Here is a 15,636-nt window from a genome sequence, read left to right as displayed (position 1 = left end):
CGGGCATGGCACCGCGTTGCGATACTGGCGCCCCCGTTCAGGAGGTCGATCCCATGCAGCAGTCCTGCCAGCCCTCGCGTTCCGTTTCGTCCGCGCCGTCCGGGCGGTCCGCCGCGACTACCGTCGGCGGCGAGTACCACGCCCTGCTCGCCCGCCACGACGCCATGCGGCTGCGGCGGAACATCCTCGGTCAGGGCCGGGCGCCCGTGCCGGACTTAACCGCCGCCTCCTATGACGGCGCCGCGGACCAACGGCTGATCACCCAGTACCTCGACCTGGTCACACCGTTCGGCGACCTGATCGCCCGCCTCTACGACGAGATGTTCGCCCGGTGGCCGTACCTGCGGTCGCTGTTCCCCGAGTCCATGGAATTCCAGCGCGCGGCTCTGGCCCGTGCCTTCTGGTACCTGATCGAGAATCTGCACCGTCCTGCCGAGGTGGCCGCCTACTTCCGGCAGCTCGGCCACGACCACCGCAAGCTCGGGGTGCGTCCGGTCCACTTCGAGGCGTTCGAGACGGCGCTGTGCGCGGCGCTGCGGCGCACCGCCGGGCCGCGCTGGGTCGAGGCGGTGGAAGAGGCGTGGGTGCGGATGCTGCGGTTCGCCGTCACGTCGATGGTCGAGGGTGCGGACGCCGCGCTCGCCGAACCCCCTTGCTGGCGGGGCACGGTGACCGCCCACGAGCAGCGCCGTCCGGACCTCGCGGTGCTGCGGGTCCGGCTGCACGAGCCGTATCCGTACCGGGCCGGTCAGTTCGCGGCGATCGAGTCCCCGCTGATGCCCCAGGCATGGCGACACTACTCCCTCGCGTCGGCGCCGGGTCACGACGGCGAGGTGACGTTCCATATCCGGCGGACCGGCCCCGGCGGGGTCAGCGAGGCGCTGGTCAACGGCACCCGGGTCGGCGACATCCTGCGGCTGGGCCCGCCGCACGGCACGATGACGCTCCAGGACGAGGACCGCTCCCGCGATCTGCTGATGGTGGCGGGCGGCACGGGCTGGGCACCGATCAAGGCACTGCTGGAGGAGTGGGAGGGCCGACGCCGCGGGACCGACGGTCTTCCGCCGCGCCCGGCCGGCCGGGTCCACCTCTTCGTCGGCGCCCGCAGCCGCCCCGACCTGTATGACGAGGCGGCGCTGGACCGGTTGGCGGCCCGTCACGATCGACTGCGGGTGGTTCGGGTGCTGGACGAGGACGTCGTCCAGGGGAGCGACGACCCGTCGGCCGGGTACGGTCCGCTGGCCGAGGCGGTGGCGCGGGACGGGCAGTGGTCGCATCACCTCGCCTTCGTCAGCGGTCCGGCGGCAATGGTCGGCGCCACCGTGGCACGGCTGACCGCGGCCGGTATGCCGGCCGACCACCTCCGCTACGACCCGGTGCCGGACGGCCCCCTGGCCCCACCGGCAGGCAGCTGCGTGGCGTACCGGACGGAGGCGGCGAGAGCGCAGCGGTGAACGTGCGGTGACGGGGGCGACAGACGGGCGGTGACGGGGGCGACACAAGGGCGGTGACCGGCGCGGGAGACGCGCCGATGACCGAGGGGGAGACGGGTGGGGGGCCGGAGGAGGGATGGGGCGGTGACCGGAGGGGGAGGCGGGTCGGTGACCGGAGGGGGAGGGGGTCGCCGGAGGGAGAGACGGGTGGGTGACCGGAGGGGGGACGGGTCGGTGGCCGGAACGGCGGGAGTGATGCCGATCGGGCCCGGAGCGTCGCGCGGTTTCCGGACATTGGGCCGAACGGCCCCTGGTGGGCTGCTGCCGTGGGCCTTCTACTGGCGAGCAGCTCAGTGCGTCAGCCTCAGCAATGGTTAAGGTCAAAAGGAGAGGGAGCACGCCGTGAACGACATTTCCGCGGGGATCGGCAGCGACTCCGCGCTGGTGACCTGGGCCGACCGGGAGGCGTCCCGCCGCAGCACGGGATTGGACCGTGCCGAGGCACTCCGTCTGTTGGGCAGCGTGTCGTTGGGCCGGATCGTCTTCACCCAGGACGCCCTGCCGGCCATCCGCCCCGTCAACCACCTCCTCCACCACGGCGAGGTGATCATCCGCACCCACGAGGGCGCGGCGCTGACCAGCTTGACCGAGCACGCGGAGGGCGAAGGGGTGGTCGTCGCCTACGAGGCCGACGCCATCGATCCGGCCACGCACTGCGGCTGGAGCGTGGTGGTGACCGGCTACTGCCACCTTGTGACCGATCCCGAGGACCTCGCCCACTACCAGGCGTTGCTGCACCCCTGGACCGACCACCGGATGTCCCACGCGCTGCGGATCCGCCCGGACTTGGTCACGGGGCTACGACTGTCCCCGCGGACGCATCCGGACGATGCCGAGACGGCCGGAGACCCTGCCGTACCGCCGGCCGGCAAAGTTCTCTGAGGTTGCTTTCGGGGTTCGGCTCGCCTGCCCGGACAACGTCCCCGTCCCGACATCTGGCTGCACATTGCCTGGACGTCGCCTGGACATCGCCCGGCCATTGCCCGGACGTCGCCTGGACATTGCCCGGACGTCGCCCGGACAGGCGATTCCGCCAGCTTCCTTTCCGGCCTGGGCCACCTTTCACGCCGGACCGCTCAGGAGACTGGACCGGTCAACTGGACGATCAGCCAGCGTGGTTGACAGGCCAGCTGGTCAGGTCCTCGTGCTCGCCACAGTCCTTGGTGTCCTTGTCACCGCGGCATATGAAGACCGAACCCGTGGTGGTGGGGAGGTAGTTGTCCAGACTCAAGTCCACCGCCTTACTGCCCTTGCCGCACAGGGTCGCCCGCTTGACCGGCGGCCCGGGCACCAGGTCACGGCTCCACTGGGTCCACACCGAATAGCAGTCCCCACCGGTGTTCTTGAAGTCGCCCTTGATGACGATCTTGGAGAACGGGGAGCCGTCCTTGGCCTCCAGCGACCTGGTGCCGGATGCCGTGGCCGTACCGTACGTGGCCTTCCACGGCACGGCCGCCCCCGCCGACCGGACACCGGCTGCCGTCGCGGTGGTCTGCCCGAGGGCCAGGAGGGCAGTGGCGGAAGCCAGAACGGCGGCTCCCGACGTGAAAATGCGGCTGGATTTCACTGCGCTTTCCTTTCCAGAGTTATATGGAGTGGTACAGAGTGGTGATCAACCGATCCGGAGTGATAGCGGCACGTGGGCCCCTGATCGGTCCTGTTCCGTCCAGCGGGCTTTCTCGGCCTGTGGTGCCGGCCGTTGCGCGCCGCTGGTGGAACTCATTGCGGAGCGCGGCAAGGTCAGGCAGACAGCCGGCTACGCCGGATATTCCGGGGGCATTCGGCGTGTGGTACGGGGAGACGGAGCAGGTGTAGCCAGTGACCGCTGTGCTCACCGCGGGAAGGTGCCGTTCATCCTCGTACCGAAGGGTGGCCGTACTGCCTGCAAGCAGCCACGGGGGAAAAGCCGATCCACCCGGCCGCGCGCGGCCAGTGTCGATACCTGCCGCATACCAGTCGGCACCTATCGACACCGAATGCGACCCGCACCATCGGAGTGGCGACGGTGGCCGCCTGTGCCCCTCGCTGAGCTACCCATCGTGGAATTCCCCCCTGCCGTGACGTTGCACGCCGCCGCCTCGCCGAACGACTGTCGAACGAGTGCAGTCGTTCGAGTGCAGTCGTTTCTAACACGGGAAGTACTTGCTAAAGAAAGGCGTTAATTGGGTCCCAACCGATGGGCCGGGGCGGCCAGGAGACCAGGAAGTGCTGCATGCCCGTCACCAAAGGGTGAGGCGTGGTCAGCGGCGCGCCGTTGCGACAAGGCGTTTCAGTGCCGCGTGTGCGGGTGGACCCCAGGTTGGCTTACCTCCGGGGCGACCATGGATACCGGCCTCTCCGATGAGGATGCCGCCCAGGGCGCGCAACACCGCCCAGCCGCGGGCGCGTCGCAGGGTCGCGGCATCCGGAGCCGGCCGGTAGACGTCGTGGAAGCGGTCGGTGGCGCCGTCCGGCAGGAGTGTCCAAGGAGCGGCGAGGTCGCAGGCCGGATCGCCTGCGCAGAGATCGCCGAAGTCGATCACGCCGCAGAAGGTGCCGTCCGCGGTAAGGATGTTGGCGGGATGCAGGTCACCGTGGAGCCACAGTGCGGGGCCTGTCCAGCCGGGCGCGGTGACGGCGTCCTCCCAGACCGCGCGGACGGTGTCGGGATCGGTGATCAGCCCCAGCTCGATTGCGGAGGCCAGCTGCTCGTTGAACTGCCCGTCCTGGTCGGCCAGCGGCCCCCCTCGGCCATAACCACCTACGGGCGCCGAGGCGGGGGCCGGTCGGTGCAGGGCGGTAAGGAAGGCGGCGAGCGCGTCGGCCGCCGCCGCGGCGTTCGTGGCGGGGGCGCGGTCGGCCGGCTCACCCGGCACCCAGGTGGTGACGATCCAGGAGCGCGGGAAACGCTCGGTGGGATGCCCGAGACGCTGCGGGACGGGAACGGGTAAAGGAAGGGCCGGCGAGAGGGCGGGCAGCCATGCATGCTCCTTGAGCAGCAGAGCGTCCGCCCTCTGCGTCGCCCACGGCAACCGGACGGCGAGGTCGTCGCCGAGCCGCCACAGCTGGTTGTCCCAGCCACGCGCAGCGAGCCGCAGAGGGCGATCGGCCAGGTCGGGGTGCTGGTCGAGCAGCAGCTCCCGGACCAACTCCGCGGTGATCTCGATCTCGGTAAGGGTCATGCGAAGCAACGGTAGTGGGGTGGTGACCACCGCGTGTGACGCCTGACGCTGCTGCATTCGAGGGAGCGACGGGCCCGGCCGCCCCGGAGAGACGTCAGGGTCGGGTCAACCCGCAGGATGACGGCTGATCCCCAACCGTGGTGTGACGATCACGCCAACCGCCGCCGCTACGTTCGTTCGTGGAGAACTGATCCATCCGGCATGCGAGAGGTACGGGAGCGAGATGAGCGGCGAACTGACGGGTGCGGTGGGTGCGGTGGGCCGACGACCGAGGGCAGGTCGTCGCCATCGGGCGCGTACCGGGAGGGTGCTCGGCGCGGTGGTGGTCGGCGTGGCGGCGGTCATGAGCACGGCCGGTACGGCGCAGGCCATGTCGGGCGGCACTCAGCTGCCGCAGAAAGGAGCGGCACCGTGGCTGGCGACGCTCGCGGTGAAGGGCGACGCCCCGTTGCTGGACCGTGCCTCGTGCGGCGGGGCACTCATCGCCCCGGACCGGGTGCTCACCGCCGCGCACTGCCTCGACGGCCAGGACTCCCGGCGGGCGGAGGTGCACATCGGCTCGTCCGTCCTGTCGCGGGATCCCGGCACCGTGCGCACTATCCGCGGGGTCACCCTGCACCCGCGCTACAAGCTGCTGCCCTCCCCGGCCGATCCGCACAACCCCGCACTGTCGTCGGCGGCCTCCGACATGGCGGAGATCCGCCTCAGCGCCCCGGTACGCGGTGTCACGCCGCTCCGCATCGCCTCGCATCGGCCGCGCCCCGGCACCCATGTGTCGATCTTCAGCCACGGCACCACGGCGGCACCGGACCCGTCCCGGCCGGGCCAGGAGATGCGCGGTGATGTGCTGCGCCGAGGCGATCTCACCGTCCGCACCCATGCGCAGTGCGCCGCCCAGACACCGGCCGTCGTGGACGAGGCGTCGGTCTTCTGCGCCCGCGATGTGCCCGCCGGCCGCACCACCATGTGCTTCGGGGACAGCGGCAGCCCACTGGTCGTCCGGGGACGGCGCGGCCCGGAACTGGCCGGAGTGTTCAGCTTCGCGGGTGAGACGGCAGGCAAGGTCTGCGGACAGCCGTCCGACGCCGGCTTCGCCGATGTCCCGGCGCTCATAGGCGAGTTGGGCTGAGAGGGGAAATCGACGCCGGATCCGGAGCCGGAGCATCCGTCGACATCGAGGTGAGCTCTGGATAGGGACCAGCCCCTCGATCCCGTTCTCAGTGACTCGCACCAGGAAGCCGAAGGGCAACAACTTGCAGACCCTTCCCTGCAGCTCCTGGCCTACTACGGTCCGCTCGCAGCACGCAGTCTCCGCACAGCCCGCCGCCCGGCACGCGGTAGTACAGGCAGCAGCTGCGTCGTGAGAACGAAGGCGAGAAGGAAGGGGCGGTGAGGGCCAGGGTCCCGCAGTCGCGCAGGGGTGTGCTGTCGAGCAGGGACGTGGTCAGTGCCACGGCTCGTCCTGCGGCTTCCGCGTGGCCTGTGGTGCGGCACCAGCCGTGCAGCACACGGAGGGTGCCGACCAGTGCCGAGGCAGCGTTGCCCCACAGCACCTGGGGGGAGATGGGGCACACGGCGGCGATGGCGTGGTGCAGCGGCACCAGGTGATCGCGCAGGACCGCTTCCCGTAGCTGGCTTACGAGGTTCTCCACGGAGGTCGAGGGCAGAGGAGTGGGGGAGGGCAGCCAGAGCTCGTCGGGCGTGCTCCGGTCCGGATGCCACCACAGGGCGTCGCCGCTGAGGTCGGGAACGCGTCCGGCCAGCACTGCCGGTCCGAGGGCGATCGACCACAGGCGTCCTGCGAGCCCCTGGTAGATGAGGGAGGCGGCGACCCGCGGCTCCGCTGTGCCAAGCCGCGTGGCCACCGTTGCCAGGCGGTCGCGCAGCGCCGCTGAGACGCCCTCTCGGTACAGCTCCGCCAGCGGGAGAAAGCCCTGGTCGCGTGCCGCTCCCGAGCCGGTCCGCACGGAAAAGAACGGCCCCACGGCGGCGGTGCGGCCGAGCAGTGCGGTCATCAGATCCGTGCCCTCGTTCTCCTGCGGCATACGGCACCTTTCCTGCTCGGTCCGGGCTGGGTCACCCGGCCGGATCGTAACGGCCTGCCCGGGCGTGTGCGGGGCCAGGGGGGCGCACCGATCATGGCAGGCCCCCGAACCGGTGCTACAGGCCCGTTGCCCAGGTCGGCCGCACCAGTTCCGTCGCCCAGGTCGTCCGCACCAAGTCCGCCGTCCAGGCGTGCGCACCAGACAAGGTCCGGCTCAGGCCGCCCCTCAAGGACGGCGCTGCTGGCGGGCCGGGCCGTCCTTGCCCCCTGCTCGGCGGCTGACGCCGCTTGTTGCGCGGCCAGTATGGGGCGGGCAGGGCCTCGGGCGGCGACGACGGGCACCGGAGGACTTTCCCCCGTCGGTGCCGGGCAATCGCTCTGCCGCAGACTCAAAGGGCACTCCTGAGACGAAGCGTTGGTCAGGCCGCGCACGGTGGCGACCCGGTAGCCCCGCACCCGGTTAGAGCCGCGGCCGCCCCGCCCCCGGTCGTGGCCAGCGATCATCCCTGCACCCGGTCGCGGCCCACGGCGCCGCCGGCCGCCGGTGGCTGACGCCGTGCGGCGGCCTCTTCGGGCAGTGCCCCCCGTGTACGGGGTCCGGTTGCTCGGGCCGCCGGAGGACAGGTCAATCCTGCGTTCGCTGTTGCCCGTCCGCCAGGCGGAGGGTGGCGATCGCGCCGCCGTCAGGTGCGTTGGTGAAGCGCAGGGTGGCGCCGAGGACCTGCGTCTGGCCGGCGGCGATGGTCAGGCCGAGGCCGTGGCCGCTCTTCCGGCCATTCCCCGAGCGGGTCTTGAAACGCTGGGGGCCGTGGTCGAGGAGGTCGTCCGGGTAGCCGTCGCCGTGGTCCCGCACGGTGACGACCGGGCCGTCGACGGTCAGTACCACCGGTGGGCGACCGTGCTTGTGGGCATTGGTGATCAGGTTGCCCAGGACACGTTCGAGTCGGCGCCGGTCGGTCTCCACCCGGGCGTCCCGTACGACCTGGACGTCGGCTTCCCACCCCGCGGCCTGCACTGCGCGTACGGCGAGTGGTCCCAGCTCGTGGAGGGCGAGATCGGCCTGCTCGACCCGGGCGTCCAGTCGGGAAATCTCCAACAGGTCCTCGGTCAGTCGACGCATGGTCTGGATGCGTTCTTGGACCATCTCCGTCGGACGCCCGGGGGGCAGCAGTTCGGCCGCCGCGTGCAGTCCGGTGAGCGGGGTGCGCAGTTCGTGGGAGACGTCGGCGGTGAAGCGTTGTTCGCTGTGGAGTTTGGTTTGGAGTGTGGCGGCCATGGTGTCGAGCGCGGAGGCCACTGCTGCCGCCTCGTCCTGTGCCAGGTCGGGTCGCAGGGCGCGGGGGTCGCGCACCCGGGCGTCGAGGTCGCCGGTGCTGATCCGGCGGGCGACGCGGGCGGTGTGGTGCAGGCGGCGGGTGATGCGGGAGACCGCGAAGAGGCCGATGAGCAGGGTGACGCCGATCGCCGCGGCGGAGGAACCGATGATGGCCCGGTCCAGTCCGCGGGTGGCGGCGGCCCGGTCGGTGTAGTCCACGTGCACGGCCAGCACCCGGCCGCCGTCGGCGGGGGCGACGGCCCACATCGTCGGCCGGCCCCGGTGGACCGCGAGCTGGGTTCCGCGCTCTTTGTGGTGCACGGCCATTTCACGGAGGTTGTGGGGGAGGTCCGTGGGGTCCAGCGAGGCGTTGCGGCCGAGCGGTTCCCCGGCAACGTAGGTGGCCACCGCGCCGTCGAGTTCGTCCAGGGCGGCGCCGCGCGCCTGGTCCTCGGTCTGTTTGCCGACCAGGGTGTGCACCAAGATGCCGAGCAGCGCGGCGAGGGTGCAGCACATGACGGTGATGAAGACGGCGAACTTCCAGTAGAGGGACGCCGTCCAGGAGGGCAGCCGCAGCGCGGCCCGCTCGCGGGTGCGGCTCATGGTGTGCGGCCCGATGAGGGGGTGCGCTTCGGGGCGCGGGAGGAGACCTTCTGGTCGAACTCCATCGTCCGGATCTCCATGGTCTGCCGTCGCTCGTCCCATGCGTGTACGGTGCGCATCTCGTAGCCTGGCGAGCCGGTGGGCTCCCGCATGATCACGTCACCGTCAGAGACCTCCACCGATAGCGGGGTGCCGGCGGTGTCCAGGATGCGGTTCACCACCCCGCCCCGGAGCGTGTACGCCCAGACGGCCAGTGTGTGCTCGTTCCCCTCGATGCCGACGATCAGTTCGTCCCTACCGTCGTGCGTCAGGTCCTGGTATTCGGGGGCCCGGACGGGACAGCGCTGCGGCTCACCGCCGCACCGGTTGATCTCCCGCTCGGTGGCTCTGTCGAAGGCCGGTGCGTTGTGCCGTGCGTCCTCGGCGATCTGCGCCTTGACCACGTCCAGCGCGTCGAGCCTGCGGATGTTGCCGGATGGCACCCGGGGCAGGCCGGGCAGAGGTGAGGGGCCGTCCAGACCGGTCTTGTCCGGGGGCGGCTGTGGAGCGGGCGCGCGGTCGGGCCAGAGGCGGGCGGGTGCCGACGCCACGGGGGTGGCTCCGGCGCTGCGGGGTTCTCCGGTGGTCCCCGTGCACCCCGCCGTCACCAGCATGACCGTGCTCACCGAGCCCACCACGCCCACTGTCGCCAGGGCGAACGGGACGGTCCGTGCCCGGCGGGGTAGCGACAGGGAACGGCGGAGGAGCACAGGACTTCCAGACGGCGCGGGACGGCAGCGTATGGGGGCAATGATGTTCGCTGACCCGCATGATGGCAATCCCACGGTTGGGTCACGGCCATCCGTAGACGGACCACAGTGACCAGTCGATGCGATCGATTCGACCCCCGTTCGAGTGGTGAGTCGTGAGTTATGACTCGTGTGTCGTGTGCGGTGTGTCGTGTGTGGTTCGTCGTGAGTTGTACGTCGTGCGTCGTGCGTCGTACGTCGTGCGCCGTGCGTCGTGTGTCGCGAGTTGCGTCGTGTGCCGCGAGTTGTGTGTCGTGCATTGCCCGCCGTGCGTTGTGTGGTGCGGGGCCTGGCTGTTGGTTATGTCGGTGTCAGTCGGCCGGGGTGGACAGTCCGATGGTGAGCGGGGTGACGGATGTGGCGAGGAGGCATCGGGTGGGCGATCGCTGATCCGGTCGTCCGCCGGGGGCGCCGACGCGTGTCGACGAGTGCCGGGGGCGCCGACGTATGCCGGCGCGAACGGCGGGCGTCGTCCGGCGGTGGCCGGTGAAGTGGTCGGCCGTAGCGCGGGCGTTGGTCAGTACGGCGCGATGTCCTGCCTCGTCCGCGGGCTGGGGCAACGGCTTCCGGGCGCAGCTGCTGCCGGACTTCGTCGTCGAGATCCCTCCATCCCGGGCCCTGCCCGACAACGGGCTCAGTCAGCGGTCGGCCAGGGCCAGCCGAGTTGGAGGAACATGCCGAGGCGGTCGCTGACGGCGCGTATCTCCGAGATCTTGCCGTCGGTGACGGTGAACCACCAGATCTGCTCGACCTCGAAGGAGCGGTTGGTGGGCTCGGGCATGCGCGGGTGATAGCCGGTGTGGGTGCCGGTGACGGTCAGTCGGGCGATGACGGTGTCGTCCTCGGCGACCAGTGCGTCCGGGCGCATCACGCCCTCGCCGAAGGCGTCGAGCTGCTGGCGGAAGCCGTCGAAGGCGGCGCCGGGCTCGTCCGCCTCGCCGAAAATGATCTTGTTGTGGTCGATCACGTCGAGCGCCATGTACTGCGGCAGGTCGTCGAGTTGCCGCCCGTTGATCGCTCGGAAGAAGTCCGCGACCACCTGCTTGTTCGCCGTCGATGTCAGCATGGAATCCCCCAAAAACTTACGACGTAAGAAAGCCTTCGGGCACCACGGTAGACTTACGTCGTAAGAAAAACAAGAGCTGTGGGAGGAGCCACGGTGGGAAAGCGGACACGCGGCGAGCGGGCAGGCCTCTCCCGGACGCGGGTGCTGGACGCCGCGCTGAACCTGGTGGACCGGGAGGGCGTCGGTGCGTTGACGATGCGTCGCCTGGGAGTCGAGCTGGACGTGGAGGCGATGACGCTCTATCACTATGTGCCCAACAAAGACGCCCTGTTGGACGGCCTGGTGGAGCGGCTGTTCTCCCAGGCGCTGCCCTTCGCCGACGAGGGTGCGGAGACGGACACCGACGCCGACGCCGACACCGCCACCGACATCGAAAGCGCCGACTGGCGCGCACTGCTGCGGACGTACGCGGTCTCGCTGCGTCAATCGCTGCTGCGCCATCCGGGCGTGCTCTCCTTCGCGGTGAGCCGCCCGGCGGTGACCCCGACAACGCTCGACGCGGTGGAACGCGGTTTGACGGTCCTGACGGCGTCCGGATTTCCGCTGGGAGCGGCGGTGCACGCCCTCAACACGCTCTCGCTCTTCGTCGTCGGCCATACCGCCGCCGAGGCGGCGCAGCCCAGCCGGGCCGACGCTCCCGGCTCCCCTGCCTGGCTGGCCGAGTTGGACGCAGCCCGCTACCCACTACTCACCGAGGCCGCCCGCACCGGCGCGGGGACGGACGACGCCGAGCGGTTCGACTTCGCCGTCAACGCGCTGGTCAACGGCTTTGGTGCGGTACTCGACCAGACCGTGTCCGACGGCTGACCGTTGAGTCCTGCGGAGTGCTCGGAGTGCCCGGGGCGCCCGGAGTGCTTGGACCGCTACGGGCAGATGCTCGTCGCGGCGCGCGCCGTCGGCGCCGTCGGCGGCGTACGGCCTGAGCTCCTCCCCCTCTGCCTACGGTCGCCGTGCTGACCGCAGTCCTCAACGCATGGCTGCGAGGGGGAGCTTGGTCAGTTCCTCAGCCCTCGTCGCTCGTACCCTTCACATCGAATGCCTGGGCAACGGCAAGGCTGTCTTCGTAGACATGGTGCCGGGTGACGAGGCCGTCCTCGACCGTGAGGTGCAGAGCGAACCGGGCGCGATAGGCACGTCCGGTGGGGCGGGCGGTCTGACGGATCTCGCCGAGCACGACCGCGTCGTTGCCGTCGATGAGGATGCGCTCGATCTCGGTCGCTGCTTGTCCCGCCACGTGGTGCTCGGCGAGCTCGCGGTAGTGGGCGGCGGCATCGGCGCGGGTCGAGCGGTGGCGGATCCACGGAGTGGCGACTCGACCGTGCTCGGCCTCCGGCCAGTCGAGTTGCCAGTCACTCCGCTTGGCGTACAGCTCCGCGATGCGCTCAGGATCGCCCTCACCGATCCGGCGCAAAAGTTCCTCCACCACAGCGCGGGTGGACGTGGGTGTGGCTGTCGACACGACATCTCTCCGATCCGACTTCCGCGTCTGATGGCCGACGCGGCGAGATGGCCATTGTCAACAGTCCCGGGAGAGCGGCGCCATTACCTCCCAGGTAACTCGGGGAGCATCAAGAGCCACGTACCCAAGAGGCTCCGGAGGGCTCGTCGCGGCGGAGTGCGGGGGACCGGTCGGCTCCCGTGCAGTCCGCCCATCGCGTTGAGGGGCCGACACGGTCGGCAAGGGCAAGTGCCCGCTTGGCCTGGCCCTCCCCACCCGGCCGGGCGCATGACTCGGGAGGCCGGCACGTGCGCGTTGCGGCGAGCAAGTGGCTTGTTGTGAAGGGTAGTTGGCGGAAACCAGGACGTTGGTGGCACCTGCGGGTTCTGACGGAGGCCTTCCGTTTCGAGACTTGGTGTGTACAGCGAGTGAAGGGTGCAGGGTTTGATCCACCACGTCCGACGCGAGCGTGCAATGTGGCACATGGCGGGAGTCATTCAAGCGCTCCTGCTGCAGTGCGCCATGCATTGCGACCTATCACTAGAGAAGAAGGACGCTCATCACCATGAGCAACACCTCCCGCATTGAGACCCGCGAGATGGCTGACGACGAGCTCGACAGCATCGCGGGTGGTCTCTCCGTCAGTGGCTCCCTGAACGGCCTGACCGCCACGTTCGCCCCGGGCCCCAACGGCGTGCCTGTCCTGACCGGCGGGTCCATCAAGTCCCTCAGCGTCACCGTCTCGGACATCCCCCTGGGCCCGGTCAGCGGCTGAGAAACTCCTTCGGTTCGGCGCTGAGCCACCGGGCGCCGTACCCATCCCGGGCCGTTGCCGAGTGACTCGGGATCCTGGGTGACGTCGGCCTTCAAGACCCCGGTTGGGCCTTGGGGGCCGACGTCACTGTTTCTGCTGCGGGCCGGTGTGGCCGATGTCTGATGGACTACGAATGACGTACCACGGATGACGGGCCACACATGACGGGCCACAGGACGGATCACGGATGACGAACCACAGATGAGGGATGAGAGATGAGAGATGAGGGACGCCGGATGGAGGCCGGACCGGGAATCCGCCGGGTGGCTGAGGTCTGCTGATGCCCCTGCTTGTCCCTTCACTGCCGCCTGGTTACCGTTCGCGGTCCGTACGCGACCACGACATCCCCGCCATCCACGCCCTGGTCACGGCCTGCGAACAGGAGGTGTACGGGCGGGTGCGGACCGATGCCGGGGTCATCGCCGCCGATCTCGCGCGGCCGGGCCTGGTGCCTGAGTCGGACACCGTGCTTGTTCATGACCGGGACGGGCGCCTGGCGGCCCGGGCCTGGGTGGACCGGCGCTCCGAGATCGACGTGCATCCGCAGCACCGGGGCCGGGGCCTGGGCGCCGCGCTGCTCGATTGGGCGCAGACACGGGCGCGGCAGGCCGGCAGCGACGGCATCGTGCAGACGGTGCCGGACGCGGACTTGGCGGCGGTCGCGCTGCTGCGCTCCCGCGGGTACGAGCCGTTGGTGACGTCGTGGCTGCTGGAGTTCGTCATGCCGGACGAACCCGGCGTGCCCGGGCCGCCGCCGGGTGCGCGGGCCGCCGTTCCTGCACGCTGTGGACACACTCGGACACCGGTGCGCTCGACCTGTATTTACGGGTGGGCATGACGGTCCGGCACAGCTCCACGGTCTTCCGTAAGGACCTGCGTCGCTAGGTTCGGGTCAGGCACCGAGGGCGGCCGGGGGGATGGCTAGATGATCTAGTCCAAGGGGTCAGTGATCGTAGGCGATCAGTGAGCGTAGGACGGTTTGTCCGGTGGCGTCGTTGTGCCAGATCGCGGCGGTCAGCGCGAGGATGCGTTGCATGACGCGGGCTTTGACACCTGCAAGTGTGCGCCCTCGGTGCCGTTCGAGGTCAAGCTGTCCCTTGGTTCGAGGTCAAGCTGTCCCTTGAAGGTCTCGTTGATCGATGCGATGACCTCTCGCAGCGGCTTGAACAGGGCTGCACCAGGCCGTTCCCCTTCACCTTTACGGGCAGGCTGCAGCAACTGGACTCCATGCTCGGACAGTTCGCGTTCGAAACCACGGCCGAAGTAGTCGGGATGCTCCTTCAGGATGTCGTTGGTCGTCGCATAGAGTGCTGTCGCGAGGGTGTCCACGTCGTTCGTCACAAAACGATCTTGGACACCCTCGTTCTCGTCTCCGCAGGCACCCCTTGGACCACACCACCAGGAGGAACCAGTGTCATACCCGCAACTGCTCACCCCCGAGGAGAAGCTCGCCGACGCGAAGAAGCTGTTGAGCCTCCCGCGTATCGTCGTGATCTGCGGCTCTACCCGCTTCATGACCGAGATGAGCGAGGCCGATCTGCGGGAGACCAAAGCCGGAAAGATCGTCGTCAAACCGGGCTGTGACATGAAGTCGCCGCACGAACTTTGGTCCGATCCTGTCGAGGCCGAGGCACTGAAGGTTCGACTCGACGATCTGCACCGGGCGAAGATCCGGCTCGCTGATGAGGTGCTCGTAGTCGGCGACTACATCGGAGACAGCACCCGAGCCGAAATCGCCTACGCCCGGTCGCTGGGCAAGCCCGTGCGGTTCACGCACCCCGAAGTCGACCCTGACGCCTGACCGCCCGCTGCCACCTCGACAACCAGGGCCGGCAGCCCGCCGCCTGACCGTCTCGCGGTGGCTTCGGCCGCCGCCCACCCCACACCCTCCGCAGGCATCCCTTGGAATCGATCATCTAGGTAGCCGGCGTAGGTCCTCGAACCATCCGCAGCCCGGCTTCCTCACCGCCCCGCCAGACCCGCCCAGGCGCCCCGAGCCGGACATTGACGTAAGTCCAAGCGGCCGCTAACGGGCCCGTGCCGGCCGGTGGCGGCGCGACCCCTGTGCCTTATCCGCGTCGGTAGACGCCAGGCGTGACCCCGTACACCCGCTGGAACCAACGGCCGAAGTGGGCCTGGTCGGCGAAGCCTGTTGCGGCTGCGGCGACGGCGGGTGGGGTGCCGGACCGCAGTAGTGTGCGGGCGTGCCGCAGCCGCAGTTGGCGTTGGTAGTCGCTGGGGGCCAGGCCGTACTCGGTGCGGAAGGCGCGGTAGAGGGCGTAGCGGCTGCATCCCGCGGCCTGGGCCAGCCGCTCGGCGGGGATGGTGTCCAGGTACGCCTCGTCCAGAAGGGCCCGTGCCCGGCGGGCGGCTCGGTGGCGGGCGCCGTCGGTCGGGGCGTGGACCGGGGTCGGGGAGGAGGCCGCGCCGCGGCGGGTCATGGCGGTGACCGCGGCGGTCAGCCGTTCGTCGCGGAGCAACGGATCGGTGGTGTGCACCAAGGCCGCGTGCAGCCGGGCCAGGGCGGTTGCGAGCGCGGGGTCGGTCATGACGGGCTGCGGGAACAGCGGCAGGGCGCCGCCGCGGCCGTCGGTGACGTCGGCGAGGACCTCGTGGACCACGGACGGGCCGATGTGCACGATGCGGTACTGGTACCCGAGGTCCGCCGCGGCCCGGCCGTCGTGCACCTCGTCGGGGTTGAAGGCCATCACCATCCCGGCGCCGCTGGTGTGGGCCGCGCCGCGGCAGCGGAAGCGCTGGGCGCCGGCGTCGGTGATGCCGAAGGAGTACGTGTCATGGCTGTGCGGCGGATAGACGTGGTCCAGGAAGTGCGCGTGCATGGCTTCCACGGGCCGGTCGCCGTCCCGCCAGTACCGCACCCAGGTGTCGGGTGTTCCCATGGCCGCATTATCGC

The 15,636-nt window shown here is 70.0% G+C and carries 15 protein-coding genes and 1 pseudogene; 7 read left to right on the top strand and 9 right to left on the bottom strand.

Translation table 11 applies throughout. The features are described 5' to 3' along the window. Window positions 1-53: 53 nt before the first annotated feature. Together AB0G35_RS15630 and AB0G35_RS15625 are read left to right on the top strand one after the other, a co-directional pair. Window positions 54-1,454, top strand: a complete 1,401-nt coding sequence (locus tag AB0G35_RS15630; RefSeq protein ID WP_360948787.1) for a globin domain-containing protein — start codon at window positions 54-56, stop codon at window positions 1,452-1,454. A gap of 390 nt (window positions 1,455-1,844) precedes the next feature. Continuing rightward, entirely contained in the window at window positions 1,845-2,375 is a 531-nt protein-coding gene (locus AB0G35_RS15625) for a pyridoxamine 5'-phosphate oxidase family protein (protein WP_360948947.1), read from the top strand. A gap of 223 nt (window positions 2,376-2,598) precedes the next feature. Here the strand turns inward: AB0G35_RS15625 and AB0G35_RS15620 are convergent, their stop codons facing one another. After that, complete coding sequence (locus tag AB0G35_RS15620; protein WP_360948785.1) at window positions 2,599-3,060, bottom strand: hypothetical protein; 462 nt, start codon at window positions 3,058-3,060, stop codon at window positions 2,599-2,601. 673 nt (window positions 3,061-3,733) lie between these two features. Then, a complete protein-coding gene (locus AB0G35_RS15615) occupies window positions 3,734-4,654 on the bottom strand; it encodes an aminoglycoside phosphotransferase family protein (protein WP_360948783.1) in 921 nt (306 codons plus the stop codon). Between the two features lie 223 nt (window positions 4,655-4,877). On the opposite strand from AB0G35_RS15615, the gene AB0G35_RS15610 reads away from it, so the two are divergent. Next, window positions 4,878-5,783, top strand: a complete 906-nt coding sequence (locus AB0G35_RS15610; RefSeq protein WP_360948781.1) for a trypsin-like serine protease — start codon at window positions 4,878-4,880, stop codon at window positions 5,781-5,783. An 88-nt stretch (window positions 5,784-5,871) separates the two neighbouring features. Here the strand turns inward: AB0G35_RS15610 and AB0G35_RS15605 are convergent, their stop codons facing one another. The 4 genes from AB0G35_RS15605 to AB0G35_RS15590 all read right to left on the bottom strand — a co-directional run bounded on the left by AB0G35_RS15605 (window position 5,872) and on the right by AB0G35_RS15590 (window position 10,470). Then, window positions 5,872-6,699 (bottom strand): (2Fe-2S)-binding protein, encoded by an 828-nt coding sequence (locus tag AB0G35_RS15605; RefSeq protein ID WP_360948779.1) that lies wholly within the window; start codon window positions 6,697-6,699, stop codon window positions 5,872-5,874. 624 nt (window positions 6,700-7,323) lie between these two features. Next, the gene (locus tag AB0G35_RS15600) at window positions 7,324-8,616 is read right to left on the bottom strand and encodes a HAMP domain-containing sensor histidine kinase (RefSeq protein WP_360948777.1); all 1,293 of its coding nucleotides are present in this window, start codon (window positions 8,614-8,616) and stop codon (window positions 7,324-7,326) included. Further along, on the bottom strand, window positions 8,613-9,206 hold the full coding sequence (locus tag AB0G35_RS15595; protein WP_360948775.1) for a hypothetical protein: 594 nt from the start codon (window positions 9,204-9,206) through the stop codon (window positions 8,613-8,615). Before AB0G35_RS15595 ends, AB0G35_RS15600 begins: the two co-directional genes overlap by 4 nt. Window positions 9,207-10,038: 832 nt before the next feature. Continuing rightward, window positions 10,039-10,470 carry an ester cyclase gene (locus tag AB0G35_RS15590; RefSeq protein ID WP_360948773.1) on the bottom strand — a complete coding sequence of 144 codons (432 nt, stop codon included), beginning with the start codon at window positions 10,468-10,470 and terminating at the stop codon, window positions 10,039-10,041. Window positions 10,471-10,563: 93 nt separating this feature from the next. On the opposite strand from AB0G35_RS15590, the gene AB0G35_RS15585 reads away from it, so the two are divergent. Then, window positions 10,564-11,277 (top strand): TetR/AcrR family transcriptional regulator C-terminal domain-containing protein, encoded by a 714-nt coding sequence (locus AB0G35_RS15585; RefSeq protein ID WP_360948771.1) that lies wholly within the window; start codon window positions 10,564-10,566, stop codon window positions 11,275-11,277. A gap of 196 nt (window positions 11,278-11,473) precedes the next feature. On the opposite strand, the gene AB0G35_RS15580 is transcribed toward AB0G35_RS15585, so the two are convergent. Further along, window positions 11,474-11,929, bottom strand: a complete 456-nt coding sequence (locus AB0G35_RS15580; protein WP_360948769.1) for a nuclear transport factor 2 family protein — start codon at window positions 11,927-11,929, stop codon at window positions 11,474-11,476. Between the two features lie 544 nt (window positions 11,930-12,473). Between AB0G35_RS15580 and AB0G35_RS15575 the strand changes: the two genes are divergently transcribed. After that, the gene (locus AB0G35_RS15575) at window positions 12,474-12,683 is read left to right on the top strand and encodes a hypothetical protein (protein WP_360948767.1); all 210 of its coding nucleotides are present in this window, start codon (window positions 12,474-12,476) and stop codon (window positions 12,681-12,683) included. Window positions 12,684-13,002: 319 nt separating this feature from the next. After that, a complete protein-coding gene (locus AB0G35_RS15570) occupies window positions 13,003-13,560 on the top strand; it encodes a GNAT family N-acetyltransferase (RefSeq protein ID WP_360948765.1) in 558 nt (185 codons plus the stop codon). Between the two features lie 105 nt (window positions 13,561-13,665). On the opposite strand, the pseudogene AB0G35_RS15565 reads toward AB0G35_RS15570, so the two are convergent. Continuing rightward, a pseudogene (locus AB0G35_RS15565) lies at window positions 13,666-13,821 on the bottom strand (IS982 family transposase); the annotation flags it as partial. A 312-nt stretch (window positions 13,822-14,133) separates the two neighbouring features. Here AB0G35_RS15565 and AB0G35_RS15560 point away from each other — a divergent pair. After that, the gene (locus AB0G35_RS15560) at window positions 14,134-14,523 is read left to right on the top strand and encodes a hypothetical protein (RefSeq protein WP_360948763.1); all 390 of its coding nucleotides are present in this window, start codon (window positions 14,134-14,136) and stop codon (window positions 14,521-14,523) included. Window positions 14,524-14,791: 268 nt separating this feature from the next. Here AB0G35_RS15560 and AB0G35_RS15555 read toward each other — a convergent pair whose 3' ends face one another. Continuing rightward, window positions 14,792-15,622, bottom strand: a complete 831-nt coding sequence (locus tag AB0G35_RS15555; protein WP_360948761.1) for an AraC family transcriptional regulator — start codon at window positions 15,620-15,622, stop codon at window positions 14,792-14,794. Window positions 15,623-15,636: the final 14 nt, after the last annotated feature.

Origin of the sequence: Streptomyces sp. NPDC021749, from assembly GCF_040640655.1 — a bacterium.
GTDB lineage: Bacteria > Actinomycetota > Actinomycetes > Streptomycetales > Streptomycetaceae > Streptomyces.
This window is presented reverse-complemented; position numbering and strand designations above follow the sequence as displayed.

What these genes read in the sequence shown, in the direction of transcription:
- AB0G35_RS15630 (WP_360948787.1), top strand. Translation starts at nt 54, where the DNA reads ATGCAGCAGTCCTGCCAGCCCTCGCGTTCCGTTTCGTCCGCGCCGTCC.
- AB0G35_RS15615 (WP_360948783.1), bottom strand. Translation starts at nt 4,654, where the DNA reads ATGACCCTTACCGAGATCGAGATCACCGCGGAGTTGGTCCGGGAGCTG.
- AB0G35_RS15610 (WP_360948781.1), top strand. Translation starts at nt 4,878, where the DNA reads ATGAGCGGCGAACTGACGGGTGCGGTGGGTGCGGTGGGCCGACGACCG.
- AB0G35_RS15605 (WP_360948779.1), bottom strand. Translation starts at nt 6,699, where the DNA reads ATGCCGCAGGAGAACGAGGGCACGGATCTGATGACCGCACTGCTCGGC.
- AB0G35_RS15600 (WP_360948777.1), bottom strand. Translation starts at nt 8,616, where the DNA reads ATGAGCCGCACCCGCGAGCGGGCCGCGCTGCGGCTGCCCTCCTGGACG.
- AB0G35_RS15590 (WP_360948773.1), bottom strand. Translation starts at nt 10,470, where the DNA reads ATGCTGACATCGACGGCGAACAAGCAGGTGGTCGCGGACTTCTTCCGA.
- AB0G35_RS15575 (WP_360948767.1), top strand. Translation starts at nt 12,474, where the DNA reads ATGAGCAACACCTCCCGCATTGAGACCCGCGAGATGGCTGACGACGAG.
- AB0G35_RS15570 (WP_360948765.1), top strand. Translation starts at nt 13,003, where the DNA reads ATGCCCCTGCTTGTCCCTTCACTGCCGCCTGGTTACCGTTCGCGGTCC.
- AB0G35_RS15555 (WP_360948761.1), bottom strand. Translation starts at nt 15,622, where the DNA reads ATGGGAACACCCGACACCTGGGTGCGGTACTGGCGGGACGGCGACCGG.